The organism is Salinisphaera sp. RV14, assembly GCF_052044135.1.
Taxonomy (GTDB): Bacteria; Pseudomonadota; Gammaproteobacteria; order Nevskiales; family Salinisphaeraceae; genus Salinisphaera.
Window position 1 is genome coordinate 195,987 of record NZ_JBQDYF010000006.1, and the last position, 15,674, is coordinate 211,660.

Here is a 15,674-nt window from a genome sequence, read left to right on the forward strand (position 1 = left end):
ATACTCGGCCGAGGGGTTTCGCGACCGAAAACCATGGTGTTTCGCCGCAACGCGCATGACATCGCATCCAGTCCGGCCGCCCGCGAGGATCGCCGGGAGCGTGGCGCGGACATGCCGGTAATGGTCTGGAACAACAGGCGCCTGCGTGTGTGCCATGCCGTTTCCGCCAACACCGTGTTCTGCATCCTGAGTTCGCTGGCGTTCTCGATCTATGTGAGGCTCTCGAACACCTGTTCGACGACCAGCGGCTCGCTTGGCGCCATGGTATTGGCCTGGCTCTACCGCACCGTTGTCATCATGCGGGTCGGCGGCGAGATCAATGTCCGGCTCGCGTTCCAGGCCCCCGAGTACATTACGGTCAGCGGCAACAAGCCAATCGGTGAGCGCGGCGCGTTCGTGGCCGACAGCGTCGCCAGGCGCGCCCAGGCTGTTGATTGCGACGCCCAGGACGAACGAGCCCCGCGATGACTGCAACGCGTGTCGATATCCCCAGCAGCGCCGAACCAGGCGCTACCGTGTGTCTGCGCGAGGCGACCGCGGCTGGGCGGTCGGGCCACGCCGGTCGCGCCGTGCTGTTCGTCCACGGTGCGACCTACCCCGGCGTGATGTTCGATGTGCCCGGCGCCAGCTGGATGAGGCGGGCCGTGGCCGATGGTTACGACGCGTACGCGCTGGATGTCCGGGGTTACGGTGGCTCGACCCGGCCGGACTGCATGGCCGAGCCGCCCGAGGCCGGTGCGCCGTTCTGCCGGGCGGAGGATGCGGCCCGCGACATCGCCGACGCGATCGCCGAAATTCGGCGTCGCGCCGGGGTGGCTTCGGTCGATGTGGTGGCCTGGTCATGGGGCACGATGACCACCGCCTGCCACATCGCGGCCGGAGATTCGGCGGTCCGCCGGCTGGTGCTGTTCGCTCCGGTCTATGGCGTGCCCAACCCGGACTGGGTCGATGGGCTTTCGGAGCCGGGTCAGCCCAACCGGCTGCGCCGGCTCGGCGCCTATCGGACCGAGTCGCAGGCCCAGGCCGATGCCCGCTGGGCGGCCCAGATCACCGCGGCCCGGGCCGATGCCTGGCGCGATCCGGCGGTGCTGGGGGCCTGGTTCGAAGCCATGCAGGCCGATGAACCGGGCGATGTCGTACGTGCGCCCAACGGCGTGCTGCTCGATCTGTGGTCAGCCTTCAACGGGCGGCCGCGCTACGAAGCCGCTCGCATCCAGGTGCCGACCCTCGTGATTCGCGGTGGCGCCGACACCACGGCCACGCGGGCCGACGGCCTGGCGCTGCTGGATGCATTGGGCACAAAGGAAAAATGCTACGTCGAGATTGCCCATGCCAGCCACTTCGCACTGCTCGAGCATCGGCGGCATGTGTTGTTCGATCAGGTCGCTGCGTTTCTTGATAGCGAGCCCGACTGAGGCGAAGTATGCCGCCGTGCCCCGATCGAAATACCCAGACATGATGTTTTTGTCCTGCTCGTCCTAAACATCGTGTGGGTTATGTCGCGGGTGGGGTACGGCCCCGAGGCAGAGCGACATTGAGCGGGGCGGGTCATATCCAGGATTATCACATGACCCATGGAGGCTCAGGCCGCGCCAGAGATGCTTGAGCCGTGCGCCTCGTCGGCATACGGCGCGTTCACGTCGATCTGGACTTAAACAAGGACAAGATAACAAGGACACGATCGCGGCGCCGGGTTCGTGGCTGCGGACAGTCATGAGGCAGCTGCGGTGAGACGCCGATGGACATCGGTTGGCGTGGCATATGGTCTTGCGTGCTGGACTATGGAATTAATACGACTTTGGCTGCGGCAACGCGGCCCTCGTCGAGTTCACCGAACATCCGGGCGCCCTGGGACAGGGGGTGCGTTTCCACCCATTCCAGCCCGCCGAGCGCGCCATTCACCAGTGCGGACAATGCAGCTTGAAAATCGGATGGCGTGTAGGTATAGCAGCCGAGCAGGCTGATTTCGGCCAGAGTGAGCTTACGGGCATCCAGCTCGCCCCCTGACGCCTGCAGCCCAATGCTCAAGACGACGCCGCCGGGGCGCACAGCGGATATCGCAACGCTGCGTGTGACCGCCGAGCCAACGGCATCGACCACCAGATCGAAGCGACCCTCGGACAACGTGCTTTTGCCTGGATCGTGCAGATTATCCATGCCGGCCCTGGCAGCGGTGGTCTGTCGCAGCGGATTCGGCTCGGAGATCAGCGGATCAGATGCACCATAAGCGCGCAGCAGCAGTGCACTGATCAAGCCGATGGCGCCGCCACCGATCACGGCGGTTCGTGCCTCGGACAATGGTCTCACAGCCGCGCGGGCGGCCAGATGCAGGGCGTGCACGGCAGTGGCGGTCGGCTCGGCCAGGGCTGCATGAACCGGGTTCATGTGGGGCGGCAGCACGAACAGGTTGCGCTCGGGTATGGTGACATGCTCGGCGAATGCGCCCGGTCGTGTCATGCCAATCATGGTCCGCTCGGGACACAGATTGAAACGCCCCTGTCCGCAGTATTCACATTGGCCGCAGCTGATCAGCGGATTGATCGCCACGGCCTGGCCTGCGTGGACGCCGGTCTGGCAGATTCCCGCCACTTCGTGGCCCAGCACCAACGGCGGATTGCGCCGCGGGTCGTGGCCGTGGAACGCGTGCATGTCCGAACCGCAGATACCGGCTGCCTGCACATCGACAATCACGTCGCCCGCGTGTTGGCCGGGTTCGTCCTGATCCCGGTACTGCATTTCAAAAGGAGCGGTATAGACGAGCGCTTTCATTGCTGTTTCTCCGGCTATTTTGCGGTGAACCCACCGTCGACGAAAACGGTCTGGCCGGTGATGTAATCGGACGCACTTGCGGCGAGAAATATTGCGATGCCGTGCAGATCCTCCAGACGCCCATTGCGGCCGATCATCGTCTGCTCGGCGTTGCGCTGGGCCTGCGCTGAGTCATCGAACACCGGCGCGGTCAGTTCGGTTGGGAAGAATCCCGGCGCGATCGCATTGCAGTTAATGCCGTGCGGCGACCAGGCTTCGGCCATGGCACGCGTCATCTGCACCACGCCGCCCTTGGCGGTGCCGTAAGGCAAGCCATTGGGAAAGGCACGCACCGACTGTAGCGAGGCAATATTGATGATCCGGCCCCAGCTGCGGCGCTGCATCCGGCCGACGAGCGCCTGCGCCAAAACAAACGGGACAGTCAGATGGATATGCAGGGTCCGCTGCCAGGTGTCCACATCGACCTCTGCTGCCGGCAGGCGCGGATTGACGCCGGCGGCGTTGACCAGAATATCGGGCGCGGCATTCAGATCGGCACAGCGCGCGGCGACCAGGCGCAAAGCGTCCAGATCGTCGAGATCGATGTCCAGCACACTCGCCCGGCCGCCCGATTGCTGGATACGATCGGCGGCCTCCTCCAACCGATCGCGGCGTCGCGCGGCCAGGATCACGTGCGCACCGGCGCCCGCCAGCGCAATAGCCAGCTCGCGCCCAATGCCGGAGCTCGCGCCGGTTATCAGCGCTGATCGACCCGACAAGTCGAAAAGACCGTCGCTCACAGCGACGCGTCGAGGTCGAAGCTCTCGCCCGGGAAATACTTGTGCAGTCTGATGTCGCCGGTTCGGGCATGGCCTTCCATGCCTTCGCTGCGCGATAGTCGAGCGGCTACCGCGGCGACGTCGTGCGTGGCGGCTTTGTCCTGGCGCTGATAAGTCACCACCTTGATGAATTTGTGCGCGCTCAAGCCGCCGGTATAGCGCGCCGCACCCTTGGTCGGCAGGATATGGTTGGTGCCTGAGCATTTATCACCGAAGGCGACCGTTGTTTCCTCGCCGAGGAACAGCGAGCCATAGTTCTGCAGATTATCCCGCCACCAATCAAGATCCGCTGCCTGGATTTCCAGATGCTCCGCCGCGTATTCGTCGCTGATCTTTGCGATCTCTTCACGCGTATCGCCGACCACGATTTCGCCGTAATCGCGCCAGGCCGCCGTCGCCGCCTTGCGCTGGGTCTCCGGCAGCGCATCGATACAAGCGGGCATGCGTTCCATCACGCTTTTGGCCAGCGTTTCAGACGTCGTGAACAACCACGCGGGCGAATCCGGCCCGTGCTCTGCTTGCCCGGCCAGATCGGCCGCGACGATATCGGCATCTGCGTGCTCGTCCGCGATGACGGCAATTTCGGTCGGGCCGGCAAACAGATCGATGCCAACACGCCCGTAAAGCAGGCGCTTGGCCTCGGCGACAAAGCGATTGCCGGGGCCCACCAGCATATCCGCCGGCTTGTCCGTGAACAGGCCAAAAGCCATGGCCGCCACGCCCTGTACGCCGCCCAGTGCCAGTACATGGTCGGCGCCGGCGACTTTCATGGCGTAGAGGATGGCCGGATGAACGCCGCCGTCGCGTGGCGGAGAGCAGGCGATCACATTCTTCACGCCGGCGATCTTCGCCGTCGCCACGCTCATCAACGCCGAGGCGATGTGTGCATAGCGCCCGCCCGGCACATAGCAGCCGACGGTCTGCATCGGGATCAGGCGCTGACCGGCAAACAGCCCGGGGCTGATCTCGGACTCGAACTCGCGGATGCTGTCGCGCTGCTGACGTGCGAATCCGCCGATGCGCTCGTAAGCAAAATGGATATCGTCACGCAGCTGCTGCGGCACATGCTCGGCTGCCGCGTCGATCTCATCCTGCGACACGACAATGTCGCCCTCGAACTTGTCGAGTTCCCGGGCATAGGTGATTGCCGCTTGCTCTCTGCCGTTTTCCAGCTTTTCCAGCATCTCCAGGACGGTGCTGCGGGTCTGGCTCTCGCCAGAGGATGACGTGCGCGAGGCTTTCTTCAGGTAGCGAATGCTCATTACTCAAACTCCTTTGTGTAATCGCTTACAATTATATTTTTACTTGCGGTGCGAATACTGGAATCAATGGGTCAGAATGCCCACAGCGACAGCTGCGGGATGAACGCGATCACCAGCACGGCCAGCAGCATGGCAAACACGAATGGCACGGCGTACCACGCCACGCTCATCACGGGTGTTCCGCGCAGGCTGGATACCACAAACAGATTCAAGCCGAAGGGCGGCGTGATGAAGCCGACACCGAGCGCGGTGATCATCACGATAGAGAAATGAATATCGTTCATACCGATGTTGCGAGCGAGCGGTAGCAGCAACGGTGCGAGGATCACGATATTCGGCGTGGTCTCCATCACGCAGCCGGCCACGAGCAGGATGCCGATCATGATCAGGATCAGCACGGTCGGGTTGTCGCTCAGACCGGTCATGCCGGCCACGAACGTCTGCGGTATGTCCAGAGAGGCCAGAGTTTGCGCCAGTGGCAGCGACATGGCGATGATCGGCAGGATGACGCCGTTCACCTTCGCTGAACTCTCAAGAATGCGCGGCAGATCGCGCAGATGCAGCGTGCCTTGCCCAAAGCCGACGGCGATGGTCACGCTTACGGCCACCGCGGCGGCCTCGGTCGGCGTGAATATACCCGAGTAGATGCCGCCCAGAATGATGAATGGAATCATCACTCCGTATCGAGCCGCCCAGAAGGCGCGCAGCCAACGGTTGAGGGAAAACTTGGCACTCTCATGCTCGTAGCCGTTGATGCGGTTGAGCATCACATTCGTGAAGAGGATGGTCACGAGCACGACCACACCGGGCACTGCGGCTGCGAGAAAGAGGGTGGCCACTGACTGGCCCAGAATGAGCCCAATGATGATGTATGAGATCGACGGTGGGATGAGCACGCCGGTACACGAGCCGGCTGCCACCAGCGCGCAGGCCATGGCTTCCGGATAGCCACGTGTGACCAGTCGGTCCAGTGTTATCCGGCCGATCGCCGCGGTATCGGCTGCGTCCGATCCGGAAATACAGGCGAAGAATCCCGCGCCCAGAACCGTGGCCGATCCAAGGCCTGTGCGGGCCCCGCCTACCGTCGCCTCGGCGAGATCCAGCAGTTTCGTCGACAACCCCGTGCGCACCAGCAGATCGCCCGTCAGGATGAACAGCGGAATTGCGATGAGTGCGAACGAATTGATGCCGTCGAACAAGGCTTCACCGAACAACGACAGCGGCAACACGCCGGTAAAGTAGAGCATGGCGCTGGCGCCCAGGCCGATAACGACCCAGATCGGTACCGCCAGCATCATCAGCACCACCATTGCAATCAGCGGCCCATAAAAGCCCCAGCCCAGGGTGGCTGCCTGCTGTGCATACATGAGTGCGTTCATTCTGGCGATCTTCCAGTGCATGTAGCGCCATCGGGCTCTTGGCCCGCCGGCAGCCCATAAGGTGTTGCAATCATTGCCGCGTCACACGCCAGTGCCGTTCCTCAATCAAAAAGCTTGCTGCCTTCGAACGGCGCACGTCCTGTGCGTAGATCGGATACGTCGCGAAGCATTGCCTGCAACAATCGGAATATCATCATCCCGAATCCAAGCGGCACGGCAGCCAGAAACCAAACCCGGCTGACCTGAAGCGCTTCGGCCACTGAGCCGAATTGCCACGATGTCTCTATTGGTGCCATTGACCAGTAGATCGCGATCACCGCCAGCAGAAGCGTCATGAGATCACCGAAAATCAGTACCGTCGCCTTGCCGCGTGGCGGCAGCCATTGCAGCAGGGCATCGATACGAATATGGCTACGCTCGCGTACCGCGGCCGACGCACCCACCCAAGCCAGGTATATGAATAGAAACCGGGATGCTTCGCCGCCCCACACGGACGAATCGGCCAGTAGAAAGCGTCGCGCCACTTCACTGGTCACGATCAGTACGATGGCGACATAGAGCACGAGCAGTAACCATCGCTCGCCGTTGCGATCAAGTGCGCCAACAATGGCTCGAAGCCTGGATTGCCGCCGAGCAAGCGGAGATTCGGCGGTCATACGTCGGCCACGTAATACGTGCCTCGCTTTTGCGTGGCCGCCAGGAATTCATCGAACTTGTCGAGTGAACCGGCGAGCTTCTTCTTGGTGTCGTCCCATGTCTTGAGCTGATGACCACAGGACGCCTTCCACTGCGCCATCTCGTCGTCATTGGGCGTATAGAACTGCACCCCGGCCTTCTGCAGTTCCTGCATGGCATAGGCGCGGGATGCCGGCACCTGAGCCAGGTTCTGGCGGAACGTGATGTCACTGGCCTCCTCGATTGCGTGCTGTACCTCGCTCGGGAGGCTTCTGAACCACTTCAGGTTGCACGAATAGATCTGTGAATCAGGCACGGCCTCGTTGAAGGTCACCCAGGACAAGACATCCTTGAATCCGAATACATAGAGAGCGTTGATCGATGGATCGAGGGCGTCGGCAACCCCTTCCTTGATCGCCGCAGTCGTCTCGCCCCAGGCGATTGGCGTCGGATTGGCGCCCATTAATTTATAGACTTTCTGCAGAATCTCGGACCCCGGCACACGAAACTTGATTCCGTGCATCTGGTCCGGCGTCTTTATCGGTCCCTTGCCGCCCTTGCGCAAGGCAATGACGCGCGGGTCGATGACGACGTACATCAGCGCCTTGAAGCCGTGACTTTCCAGCTTCGGATTGATTGTGTCCTGCCATGTCTTGGACGTGACCAGGTTCACGAAATGCTGGCTGGCACCGCACCAATACGGCAGGTTGATCAGATCCGCTTCAGGTGCGAATGGCGCAAAATTGGAGAGAGAATGCTGAGCGCCCTGTATCGTGCCGCTCTGGACCTTGTTAACAAGGGCGGTTCCAGCACCGAGTTGGCCGCCGGGAGCAAGCTTCACGTAGACCTTGCCGCGCGTCATGTTCTCGATATTGTCCTTCAGGTTGAGCTGCATGATCGGGTAGCTACGCGAGGCACCGACGATATAGGCGGTGGCTAGATTCATCGTGTATTTGGCGGATCGCGCCCGCTGCTGCTCCTCACGGGAAACCGCGGCAACAGCCGGTTCCGAGGTCAGTAACCCGCCCGTGGCGGCAATCACGGCTGTGGTGAATCCGTAGCGGCCGGCGACCGACAGAAACTGGCGTCTATCCGGCGATTTCAGGCTCTTGTCGAAATCTCTCGAATCTTTGCTGCGTCCCATGAGTCATTCTCCTGCTTTCGCACTGGCGATTATTGTTAATTACGATTATTGGGCGTGTTTTCCCGGCGTTCCGCTACCAGCGCCGCCGCCACCAGAAAGACCGATATCAGCACTAGCAGCGCAAACTGCAGCGCGTTATCCGGCAGTAGTCGAACAAGGAATCCAGGCAGCATCCCTCCCAGTTTCCCCAGTACAACATCAAGCACATACAGCGCCGCGCTGAACCAGAAAAGACGCAGCAAGATTTTCTCTAAGCTCGTTCTGCCGGATCGCACCAATCTCATGCTGCTACCAAATGAAAGCGCTTACATACGCTATGCATAACAATATTGCACTGTCAACACTGCTGGCGGCATGGGCGTTTGGAATCGCTGATACCCCGTCGCGGGGGGCTTTTAGGGCGTCCTTTTTTTTATATACCGAATTGATTTATTTGATTTTATTTTTAACCCCTGGTTGCTGCTACAACTTTTGGATGAGTTTTCGCGCTGGTTGCGGTGCCACCAACGTCTAACTCCGTACAGGGCCGACAAATGACAGCCCTGCGCAAATGAGACAGACTTTAGGAAAATCACTAACCCGTTTGTATCGAGTGAAAGCTGCGAGACGTACGAGCCGCAATGTGGGCATTATCGACGTCGCGCGTCGCGCTGGCGTATCAACAGCGTCGGTTTCGCGCACTATCAACTCGCCCGATATGGTGCGCCCCGAGTTGCGCAAGCGCATCGAAGCCGCAATAAGGGATCTCGGCTATATCCCGTCTGGTGCCGCGCGAGCGCTGGCAAGCAGCCAGACTCGCGCTGTAGGCGCCATCGTTCCCACGCTGGACAACGCGATATTCGCCAGCGGTATCAGCTCGCTTCAACGCCGCTTGACGCAATTGGGGTACACGCTACTGGTGGCGGCGTCCGAGTATGACTTGGAGCAGGAAGTTCGAGAGGCGCACGCCTTCCTCTGTCACGGCGTTGAAGGGCTAATGCTGGTTGGAGAAGCGCACGCGCCCCAGCTGTATAGCCTGCTTGAGCGGTACCAGTTACCGTTCGTGAACTGCTGGACGTACCGAGCCTCGTCCGAATACCCATGCATCGGATTCGATAACGAAGGGGCAGCGCGCCGACTCACCGAATATCTTATCGACCTAGGCCACCGCGACATTGCAATGATCGCAGGCGTGAGCCAATCGAACGATCGTGCACAGGCGCGTATCCAGGGCGTACGGGCTGCACTCGCCGTGATCGGTAGGCAGTTGGAGGAGCAGCGATTAGTAGAGCAGCCCTATGGGATCGCAGATGGCCGAAACGGTATGCGTGAATTGCTGAATCGTTGCGCGCAACCCCCGACCGCGGTGATATGCGGCAACGATGTGCTGGCGATCGGCGCTATATTCGAATGCCAATCGCGCGGCCTGGGGGTCCCCGCAGCCATCTCGATCACTGGATTCGACGACTTGAGCATAAGCGCACATCTGCAACCGGGGCTGACAACCGTTAAGGTGCCGTCTTCAGAAATGGGCGCCAAGGCTGCAGATTTTCTCGTAAAACGCATCAACGGCGAGACGACGCTGCTCCATACGGAAATTGAAACGACTCTGGTCGTGCGTGGAACGACGAAATCCGCAGCGAATAGAGTGGTCACGACTTAGCTCGATTAATCCGAGCTTTGGCAGGGGCCAGTCAACGACAGTCTCGACAGTCATCGACAGGCGTTTCAATGGTTGAGGCGCCGAGCCAGATCAGTTTGTTCTTCAACCCCGGCCGCGCACGTGGCGACGATTGCTGGTAGCAGGACAGTCGCTTGTAGAACAAAGCCTCGTAGGGCGTATAAGGCTGGTTTCGTTGCTCTGGACCCGCGACGAGCGGGTTATCACCACGCTGCCCAAGGTGATACGGCGTGGTCGCTTGCGCCAACGGATTGCTCCCGATATCGCACAGACCCGCGCGCCCGGCGAACTGCGCGGTCAGCGAATGCAGCGAGTAGTGAGCTGATGCAATGGCAGCCGATGATATCCGCGCCGCGGTTGACCTGACGAATATGCGCCGACAGCGCCCCGAACAGCGAGCCGCCGAACAGCCAGGACAAGGGGCTCGATTTAGTCGGGTCTATGACGATATGTTCGCGATATCGAGCGTGTGACTTACGCTCGGCCTGCTGGTGCAGGCAGGCGCGAGGGGCATGCCGCGGTCGTCAGTCGAGTTCGTTGAAATAGTAATGATGCCCGGTGTGGCAGAGACTGCGGCGCCATTCAACGGGCTCGTTGCGAATGTTTAGAGCGCGCCGTTCCACCGACAGCAGCGGTGAAGCCGGGGCCACGCCGAGCAGTTCTGCTTCAGTCGCAGACGCGGCGGCCGCGCGGACCATCTCGCTCGCATGGACGACCATCACGCCGTATTCCGTCTCATAGAACTCATACAGCGTGTTCGGCAGGTCTTCGAGCCGCCAGCTCGATAAACCCGGGAAAAGACTGCTCGGAATGGTGATGCTCTCGTAAATCACGGGTGTGCCGTTAAGCTCCCGGACGCGCTCGATCCGAACCACCATGGCGTGCGCGGAGAGTTCCAGTGCGCGAGCCTCGGTCGCGCTCGCCTTGCTTTCCAGGCAGCGGGTGACCCGGCTGATCGGCAGTTCCCGCTCGCCGTTGTCGTTGACCAGGTGGAAGAACTGGAACAGCGAGCGTTGCTGGCTATGGCGCGCTGCGAACGTGCCTCGCCCCTGGCGTCGTTCCACAAGGTGTTCCTTCTCCATCGCGGTGAGCGCCTTGCGTACCGTGCCCTGGCTCACGTCGTATTCCTGTGCCAGAGCGATCTCACTGGGAAGCGCCGTGCCGGGCGGCCATTCATTATTACCTAAGCGCCTGACGAGCAAGCTTTTTATCTGCTCGTAGAGCGGTCTGTAATTTAATGTGCGTGCTTCGCTCATAGGGCCCTGTGCCTCGTGTAGCGGCTCATCATAACCGATAGTCTAATATTGACAGTCTTATATAAGACATAATACAAAAGACGTGCCGTTACGGCTCAACGCGATATCTGGAGGAAATTCAATGGAGACCCACTTCCTGGTCCACAACAAGGCTGACAAGGTCGGCGTTGTGGTTGTCGAAGGCGTCAGCGCAGGTGAAACGCTTACCGGCTGGCTGATGGAGGGCGACGAGACGCTCGAGATCAAGGCCAATCACGACATCCCGATCGGTCACAAGATCGCGCTCGACGATATCGGTAACCAAGACACGATCATCGAATATGAGCACGACATCGGCCGCGCCGTGGCCGACATCGCCAAGGGCGATCACGTGCACGTCCACAACATCAAGACCAAGCGGTGGTAGCCATGACGAAGCGCACTTTTCTGGGATATCGGCGTGAAAACGGGCGCGTGGGCGTGCGTAACCACGTCATCATCCTGCCGCTCGATGATATTTCGAACGCAGCCTGTGAAGCGGTGGCCAACAACATAAAGGGCACGATGGCCATCCCGCATCCGTACGGGCGGCTGCAGTTTGGCGCGGACCTGGATCTGCATTTCCGCACCCTGATCGGCACGGGAGCGAACCCGAATGTCGCCGCAGTGGTGGTTATCGGTATCGAACCTGGCTGGACCCAGCGCGTGGTCGAGGGTATCGCCAAGACCGGTAAGCCGGTCGAAGGTTTCGCCATTGAACAGCATGGCGATATCGACACCATCGCGCGTGCCTCCTGGACCGCCAAGAAGTTCGTGCAGGACGCTTCAATGAAACAGCGCGAGGAATGCGGTATCGACGAACTCTGGATTTCCACCAAGTGTGGCGAGTCCGACACCACCTCGGGGCTGGCCTCCTGTCCTACGGTCGGGAATCTGATGGACAAGCTGGTGGCCGAAGGCGCGACGATGTGTTTCGGAGAGACCTCGGAAATCACCGGTGCCGAGATGGTCTGTGCCGAACGCGCTGCCGACGAGGCGACCAAGCAGAAGTTTCTGGATACCTGGGGCAGCTACAACGATTTCATCAACCGTCACAAGACCAACGACCTGTCCGAGTCGCAGCCGACCAAGGGCAATATCGAAGGCGGTCTGTCGACCATCGAGGAAAAAGCCTTCGGCAACCTGGCCAAGATCGGGCACAAGACGTCGTACATCGACGTACTCGAACCGGCGGAAGAGCCGACGAAGGGGCCCGGGCTGTATTTCATGGATACGTCGTCGGCCGCGGCCGAGTGCGTGACGCTCATGGCCGCGGCCGGGTACGTGGTGCATCTGTTCCCGACCGGGCAGGGCAACATTATCGGCAACCCGATCGAGCCGGTGATCAAGCTGTCGGCCAACCCGCGCACCGTGCGCACCATGGCCGAGCATGTCGATCTCGACGTGTCGGGCATCCTGCGGCGCGAAATGGATTTCGACCAGGCCGGCGACGCCCTGATCGAGTCCGTGCTCGAGACGAGCAGTGGTCGTCTGACCGCCGCTGAAGCGCTCGGCCATCGCGAGTTCGTGCTGACCAAGCTGTATCGGAGTGCTTGATGAAAATCGGCGTGCGGCCGAGTGGTAGCCGCGCGCCGTTCGCCGTTGACTTCAGGGAGAGTTGAGTGAGCGATATCGTAATCACCGAATTCATGGACGAGGCGCCGATCGCGGCCTTGCGCGAACGCTACGACGTACGTTTCGAGCCTTCGTTGGTGGATGAGCGGGCGACGCTGCTCGGAGCGGTCGGCCACGCGCAGGCGATCATCGTGCGCAATCGCACCCGGGTGGATCGCGAGTTGCTCGAGGCGGCGCCAAAGCTGCGTGCCGTCGGGCGGCTCGGCGTCGGGCTCGACAACATCGATCTGGAGGCGTGCCGGGCGCGCGATGTGCGCGTGCTGCCAGCCACGGGCGCCAACGATGTGGCTGTGGCCGAGTATGTGATCGCGGCGGCGCTGATACTGCGGCGGGGCGCGTACGAACATCGTGCTTCGATGCAGGCTGGCGAATGGCCGCGTTCGGCGTTGATCGGACTGGAGGTGGCAGGGGCGACGATGGGGCTGGTCGGATTCGGTGGTATCGCCCGCCAGGTCGCGGCTCGGGCCAAGGCGCTGGGTATGCGCGTGATGGCACACGACCCCAACCTGTCGATGCACGACGCCTGTTGGGCCGAGTACGACGTCGAGCCGATCGACTTCAAGTCGCTTCTGGCCGAGTCGGACGTGCTCAGTCTGCATGTGCCGCTCGTGCCCGGCACGCGGCATCTGATCGATGCGGCGGCGCTGGCGCGCATGCGATCGGGCGCGGTGATCGTCAACAGCGCGCGTGGCGGTGTAATCGACGATGCGGCGCTTGCCAGCGCCTTGGCCGATGGCGTCATTGCGGCGGCCGCGCTCGACGTGTTCGAGGACGAGCCGTTACCGGCGGATTCGGTCTATGCCGGGCTCGATAACGTGCTGCTCACGCCGCACATCGCCGGGGTGACGGTGCAGTCGAACGTGCGCGTCAGCCAGGTCACCGTCGACAATGTACTCGCCGCGCTCGACGAGGCCGCGGCATGAGTCGCGTCAGCGCCGAGCGAGCCCGGGAACTGGCGAGCAAGGTATTGTGTAACAACGCCGTCAGCGCCCCGAACGCCGACGCGGTGGCGACGGCGCTGGTGGCCGCGGAGCTCGATGGTCTGGCCTCGCATGGCCTGTCCCGCCTGATCGCGTATGCCGATCAGGCGATGGCCGGAAAGGTGGATGGCTATGCCAAGCCGCGAATCCGGGTCAATGCGCCGGCGGCGTTGGCCGTGGACGCCGGCCATGGCTTCGCGTTCCCGGCGATTCAGTTCGGCATCGAACATGGTGTGGCGCGGGCGCGAGAGGCCGGCAGTTGCACGGTCGCGATCAGTCATTCGCACCATGCGGGCGTGCTCGGTCATCACGTGGAAGCGGCGGCCGCGCAGGGGCTGATTGCAATCGGGTTTTCCAATTCGCCGGCGGCGATGGCGCCGTGGGGCGGATCGAAGGGCGTGTTCGGCACCAATCCGATCGCCTGCGCCGTGCCGCGCAGCGGCGCGCCCCCCATGGTGATCGACCTGTCATTGAGCGGCGTGGCACGGGGCAAGGTCATGCTCGCGAACCAGCGCGGCGAGGCGATTCCCGAGGGGTGGGCGCTCGACGAAGCCGGCCGCCCGACCACCGAGGCCGCGGCCGCGCTCGCCGGCACGATGATCCCCGCCGGGGGCGCCAAGGGCGCGGCTCTGGCGCTGATGGTCGAGATTCTGTCGGCCACGCTCACGGGTTCGAGCTATGCCTTCGAGGCCAGCTCTTTTTTCAACATGGAAGGCCCGCCGCCGAATATCGGGCAATGCTTCTGGCTGATCGATCCGGACCGGCTGGCCGGCCCGCAGTTTGCAGCGCGGCTCGAAGTTCTGTTTGCCGCGATCACCGACCAGCCCGGTGCGCGTATTCCCGGGGTGCGCCGGCACGAGTTGCGGGTCGCGAATCAGAAAAAAGGTGTTGAAATCGACGATGCGTTGATGGCGAATATCGGACAGCGGGTCGGCGTATATAAATAGCTGAGAACCCACGCCGTTGCCCACGAGCTTCAAACAGAAAGCGGCCGCGGCGGGATATGAATCACAACAACGTGAACATGCGAAACGGAGGAGAACATGAAGATCAAAACGATGGCGGCAACCATGGTGCTGGCGAGTACGCTCGCGGTGCCGGTTATGGTGACGACGGCTCGAGCCGCCGATGCATCGAACTATCCATCGCGGCCGCTGCACTACATCATCCCGTTCGGGCCCGGCGGCGAGTCGGACATCACCGCCCGCTTGCAGCAACCGATATTCGAGAAGATGACCGGTCAGAACATGATCATCGAATACAAGTCAGGCGGCGGCGGGGCAGTAGCCTGGTCGCAGCTGAATTCGATGAAGGGCGATGGCTACACGATCATGGGTACGAATCTGCCGCATATCATCGTCAAGCCGATGATGGGCAACGTCGGCTTCAAGACGAGCGACATCACCAACGTGTACATGTTCGAGTACACGCCGGATGCGATTCTCGTGGCCAAGGACAGTCCGCTCAAGACGCTCGACGATCTGATCGCCTACGCCAAGAAACACCCCGGCATGCTCACGATGTCGGGGTCGGGCACCGGGACCGCCAACCAGTTGGCCAACGTGCGGTTCGAGAATATTACCGGCACCAAGACCACTTATATTCCGTTCAAGGGTACCGGGGCTGCCTATACGGCGCTACGCGGCGGACAGGTCAAGGCGGAATGGGGATATTCGACGGTGGCAGCCAATCATCCGGGCGAGGTCCGCATGCTGGCCGTGGCCACCGATAAACGCATGGCGATCTTTCCGCAGGTGCCCACCTTTAAGGAAAAAAAGATCGATATGGTTGGCGGCGCCTATCGGGGTGTGGCGGTGCCCAAATCCACGCCCGAGTCGATCCGAAAGAAACTCTCGGCTCTGATCGGCAAGGTCAACGCCAATCCGAAGTTCAAGCAATCGTTGGCCAAGCGCGGCTTTGTCGAACTGAACGTGCCGTACGAAAAGATGGATGCGTTCATGAGCAAGCAGCGCGCCAAGTACACCAGACTCGTCAAGAAAGCTGGTCTGGTGCACTGATTTGCAGCCTGGCCCGGCACACGCGCGGGCCAGGCCGCTTTTCTTCGGAGTCTGAGGACG

Annotated in this window: 16 protein-coding genes; 8 read left to right on the forward strand and 8 right to left on the reverse strand. The window is 61.6% G+C overall.

Annotation, left to right across the window (positions count from 1 at the left end):
* Positions 1-33: 33 nt before the first annotated feature.
* On the forward strand, positions 34-468 hold the full coding sequence (locus tag ACS8Y6_RS08775; RefSeq protein ID WP_440849240.1) for a hypothetical protein: 435 nt from the start codon (positions 34-36) through the stop codon (positions 466-468).
* A complete protein-coding gene (locus ACS8Y6_RS08780; protein WP_440855406.1) occupies positions 465-1,415 on the forward strand; it encodes an alpha/beta fold hydrolase in 951 nt (316 codons plus the stop codon). The genes ACS8Y6_RS08775 and ACS8Y6_RS08780 overlap by 4 nt, the downstream gene beginning before the upstream one ends.
* Positions 1,416-1,779: 364 nt before the next feature.
* Here ACS8Y6_RS08780 and ACS8Y6_RS08785 read toward each other — a convergent pair whose 3' ends face one another.
* The 7 genes from ACS8Y6_RS08785 to ACS8Y6_RS08815 form a co-directional block, all read right to left on the reverse strand.
* Entirely contained in the window at positions 1,780-2,769 is a 990-nt protein-coding gene (locus tag ACS8Y6_RS08785; protein ID WP_440849238.1) for an alcohol dehydrogenase catalytic domain-containing protein, read from the reverse strand.
* Positions 2,770-2,783: 14 nt separating this feature from the next.
* Positions 2,784-3,548, reverse strand: coding sequence for an SDR family NAD(P)-dependent oxidoreductase (locus tag ACS8Y6_RS08790; RefSeq protein WP_440849237.1), 765 nt, complete (start codon positions 3,546-3,548; stop codon positions 2,784-2,786).
* Positions 3,545-4,849 (reverse strand): histidinol dehydrogenase, encoded by a 1,305-nt coding sequence (hisD, locus tag ACS8Y6_RS08795; protein ID WP_440849236.1) that lies wholly within the window; start codon positions 4,847-4,849, stop codon positions 3,545-3,547. Before hisD ends, ACS8Y6_RS08790 begins: the two co-directional genes overlap by 4 nt.
* A gap of 71 nt (positions 4,850-4,920) precedes the next feature.
* Positions 4,921-6,228, reverse strand: coding sequence for a TRAP transporter large permease (locus tag ACS8Y6_RS08800; protein WP_440855407.1), 1,308 nt, complete (start codon positions 6,226-6,228; stop codon positions 4,921-4,923).
* 101 nt (positions 6,229-6,329) lie between these two features.
* Entirely contained in the window at positions 6,330-6,884 is a 555-nt protein-coding gene (locus tag ACS8Y6_RS08805) for a TRAP transporter small permease (protein WP_440855408.1), read from the reverse strand.
* On the reverse strand, positions 6,881-8,047 hold the full coding sequence (locus tag ACS8Y6_RS08810) for a TRAP transporter substrate-binding protein (RefSeq protein ID WP_440849233.1): 1,167 nt from the start codon (positions 8,045-8,047) through the stop codon (positions 6,881-6,883). Before ACS8Y6_RS08810 ends, ACS8Y6_RS08805 begins: the two co-directional genes overlap by 4 nt.
* A 35-nt stretch (positions 8,048-8,082) precedes the next feature.
* A complete protein-coding gene (locus ACS8Y6_RS08815) occupies positions 8,083-8,289 on the reverse strand; it encodes a hypothetical protein (RefSeq protein WP_440849232.1) in 207 nt (68 codons plus the stop codon).
* Between the two features lie 380 nt (positions 8,290-8,669).
* On the opposite strand from ACS8Y6_RS08815, the gene ACS8Y6_RS08820 reads away from it, so the two are divergent.
* Positions 8,670-9,689, forward strand: a complete 1,020-nt coding sequence (locus ACS8Y6_RS08820) for a LacI family DNA-binding transcriptional regulator (RefSeq protein ID WP_440849231.1) — start codon at positions 8,670-8,672, stop codon at positions 9,687-9,689.
* Positions 9,690-10,231: 542 nt separating this feature from the next.
* On the opposite strand, the gene ACS8Y6_RS08825 is transcribed toward ACS8Y6_RS08820, so the two are convergent.
* Positions 10,232-10,963 (reverse strand): GntR family transcriptional regulator, encoded by a 732-nt coding sequence (locus tag ACS8Y6_RS08825; protein ID WP_440849230.1) that lies wholly within the window; start codon positions 10,961-10,963, stop codon positions 10,232-10,234.
* Positions 10,964-11,084: 121 nt separating this feature from the next.
* On the opposite strand from ACS8Y6_RS08825, the gene ACS8Y6_RS08830 reads away from it, so the two are divergent.
* The 5 genes from ACS8Y6_RS08830 (at position 11,085) to ACS8Y6_RS08850 (ending at position 15,614) form a co-directional block, all read left to right on the forward strand.
* Entirely contained in the window at positions 11,085-11,369 is a 285-nt protein-coding gene (locus ACS8Y6_RS08830; protein ID WP_440849229.1) for a UxaA family hydrolase, read from the forward strand.
* A gap of 2 nt (positions 11,370-11,371) precedes the next feature.
* Positions 11,372-12,538: a UxaA family hydrolase gene (locus tag ACS8Y6_RS08835; protein WP_440849228.1), complete on the forward strand. Its 1,167-nt coding sequence runs from the start codon at positions 11,372-11,374 to the stop codon at positions 12,536-12,538.
* A 65-nt stretch (positions 12,539-12,603) separates the two neighbouring features.
* A complete protein-coding gene (locus ACS8Y6_RS08840; RefSeq protein WP_440849227.1) occupies positions 12,604-13,539 on the forward strand; it encodes a hydroxyacid dehydrogenase in 936 nt (311 codons plus the stop codon).
* Complete coding sequence (locus ACS8Y6_RS08845; RefSeq protein WP_440855409.1) at positions 13,536-14,543, forward strand: Ldh family oxidoreductase; 1,008 nt, start codon at positions 13,536-13,538, stop codon at positions 14,541-14,543. Before ACS8Y6_RS08840 ends, ACS8Y6_RS08845 begins: the two co-directional genes overlap by 4 nt.
* 96 nt (positions 14,544-14,639) lie before the next feature.
* Complete coding sequence (locus tag ACS8Y6_RS08850; RefSeq protein ID WP_440849225.1) at positions 14,640-15,614, forward strand: tripartite tricarboxylate transporter substrate binding protein; 975 nt, start codon at positions 14,640-14,642, stop codon at positions 15,612-15,614.
* The last annotated feature ends 60 nt before the right edge of the window (positions 15,615-15,674 follow it).

Excerpts from the sequence above, each read along its gene's own strand:
- hisD (WP_440849236.1), bottom strand. The coding sequence starts at position 4,849 with ATGAGCATTCGCTACCTGAAGAAAGCCTCGCGCACGTCATCCTCTGGC.
- ACS8Y6_RS08800 (WP_440855407.1), bottom strand. The coding sequence starts at position 6,228 with ATGAACGCACTCATGTATGCACAGCAGGCAGCCACCCTGGGCTGGGGC.
- ACS8Y6_RS08805 (WP_440855408.1), bottom strand. The coding sequence starts at position 6,884 with ATGACCGCCGAATCTCCGCTTGCTCGGCGGCAATCCAGGCTTCGAGCC.
- ACS8Y6_RS08830 (WP_440849229.1), top strand. The coding sequence starts at position 11,085 with ATGGAGACCCACTTCCTGGTCCACAACAAGGCTGACAAGGTCGGCGTT.
- ACS8Y6_RS08825 (WP_440849230.1), bottom strand. The coding sequence starts at position 10,963 with ATGAGCGAAGCACGCACATTAAATTACAGACCGCTCTACGAGCAGATA.
- ACS8Y6_RS08850 (WP_440849225.1), top strand. The coding sequence starts at position 14,640 with ATGAAGATCAAAACGATGGCGGCAACCATGGTGCTGGCGAGTACGCTC.
- ACS8Y6_RS08780 (WP_440855406.1), top strand. The coding sequence starts at position 465 with ATGACTGCAACGCGTGTCGATATCCCCAGCAGCGCCGAACCAGGCGCT.
- ACS8Y6_RS08835 (WP_440849228.1), top strand. The coding sequence starts at position 11,372 with ATGACGAAGCGCACTTTTCTGGGATATCGGCGTGAAAACGGGCGCGTG.
- ACS8Y6_RS08845 (WP_440855409.1), top strand. The coding sequence starts at position 13,536 with ATGAGTCGCGTCAGCGCCGAGCGAGCCCGGGAACTGGCGAGCAAGGTA.
- ACS8Y6_RS08775 (WP_440849240.1), top strand. The coding sequence starts at position 34 with ATGGTGTTTCGCCGCAACGCGCATGACATCGCATCCAGTCCGGCCGCC.
- ACS8Y6_RS08785 (WP_440849238.1), bottom strand. The coding sequence starts at position 2,769 with ATGAAAGCGCTCGTCTATACCGCTCCTTTTGAAATGCAGTACCGGGAT.
- ACS8Y6_RS08810 (WP_440849233.1), bottom strand. The coding sequence starts at position 8,047 with ATGGGACGCAGCAAAGATTCGAGAGATTTCGACAAGAGCCTGAAATCG.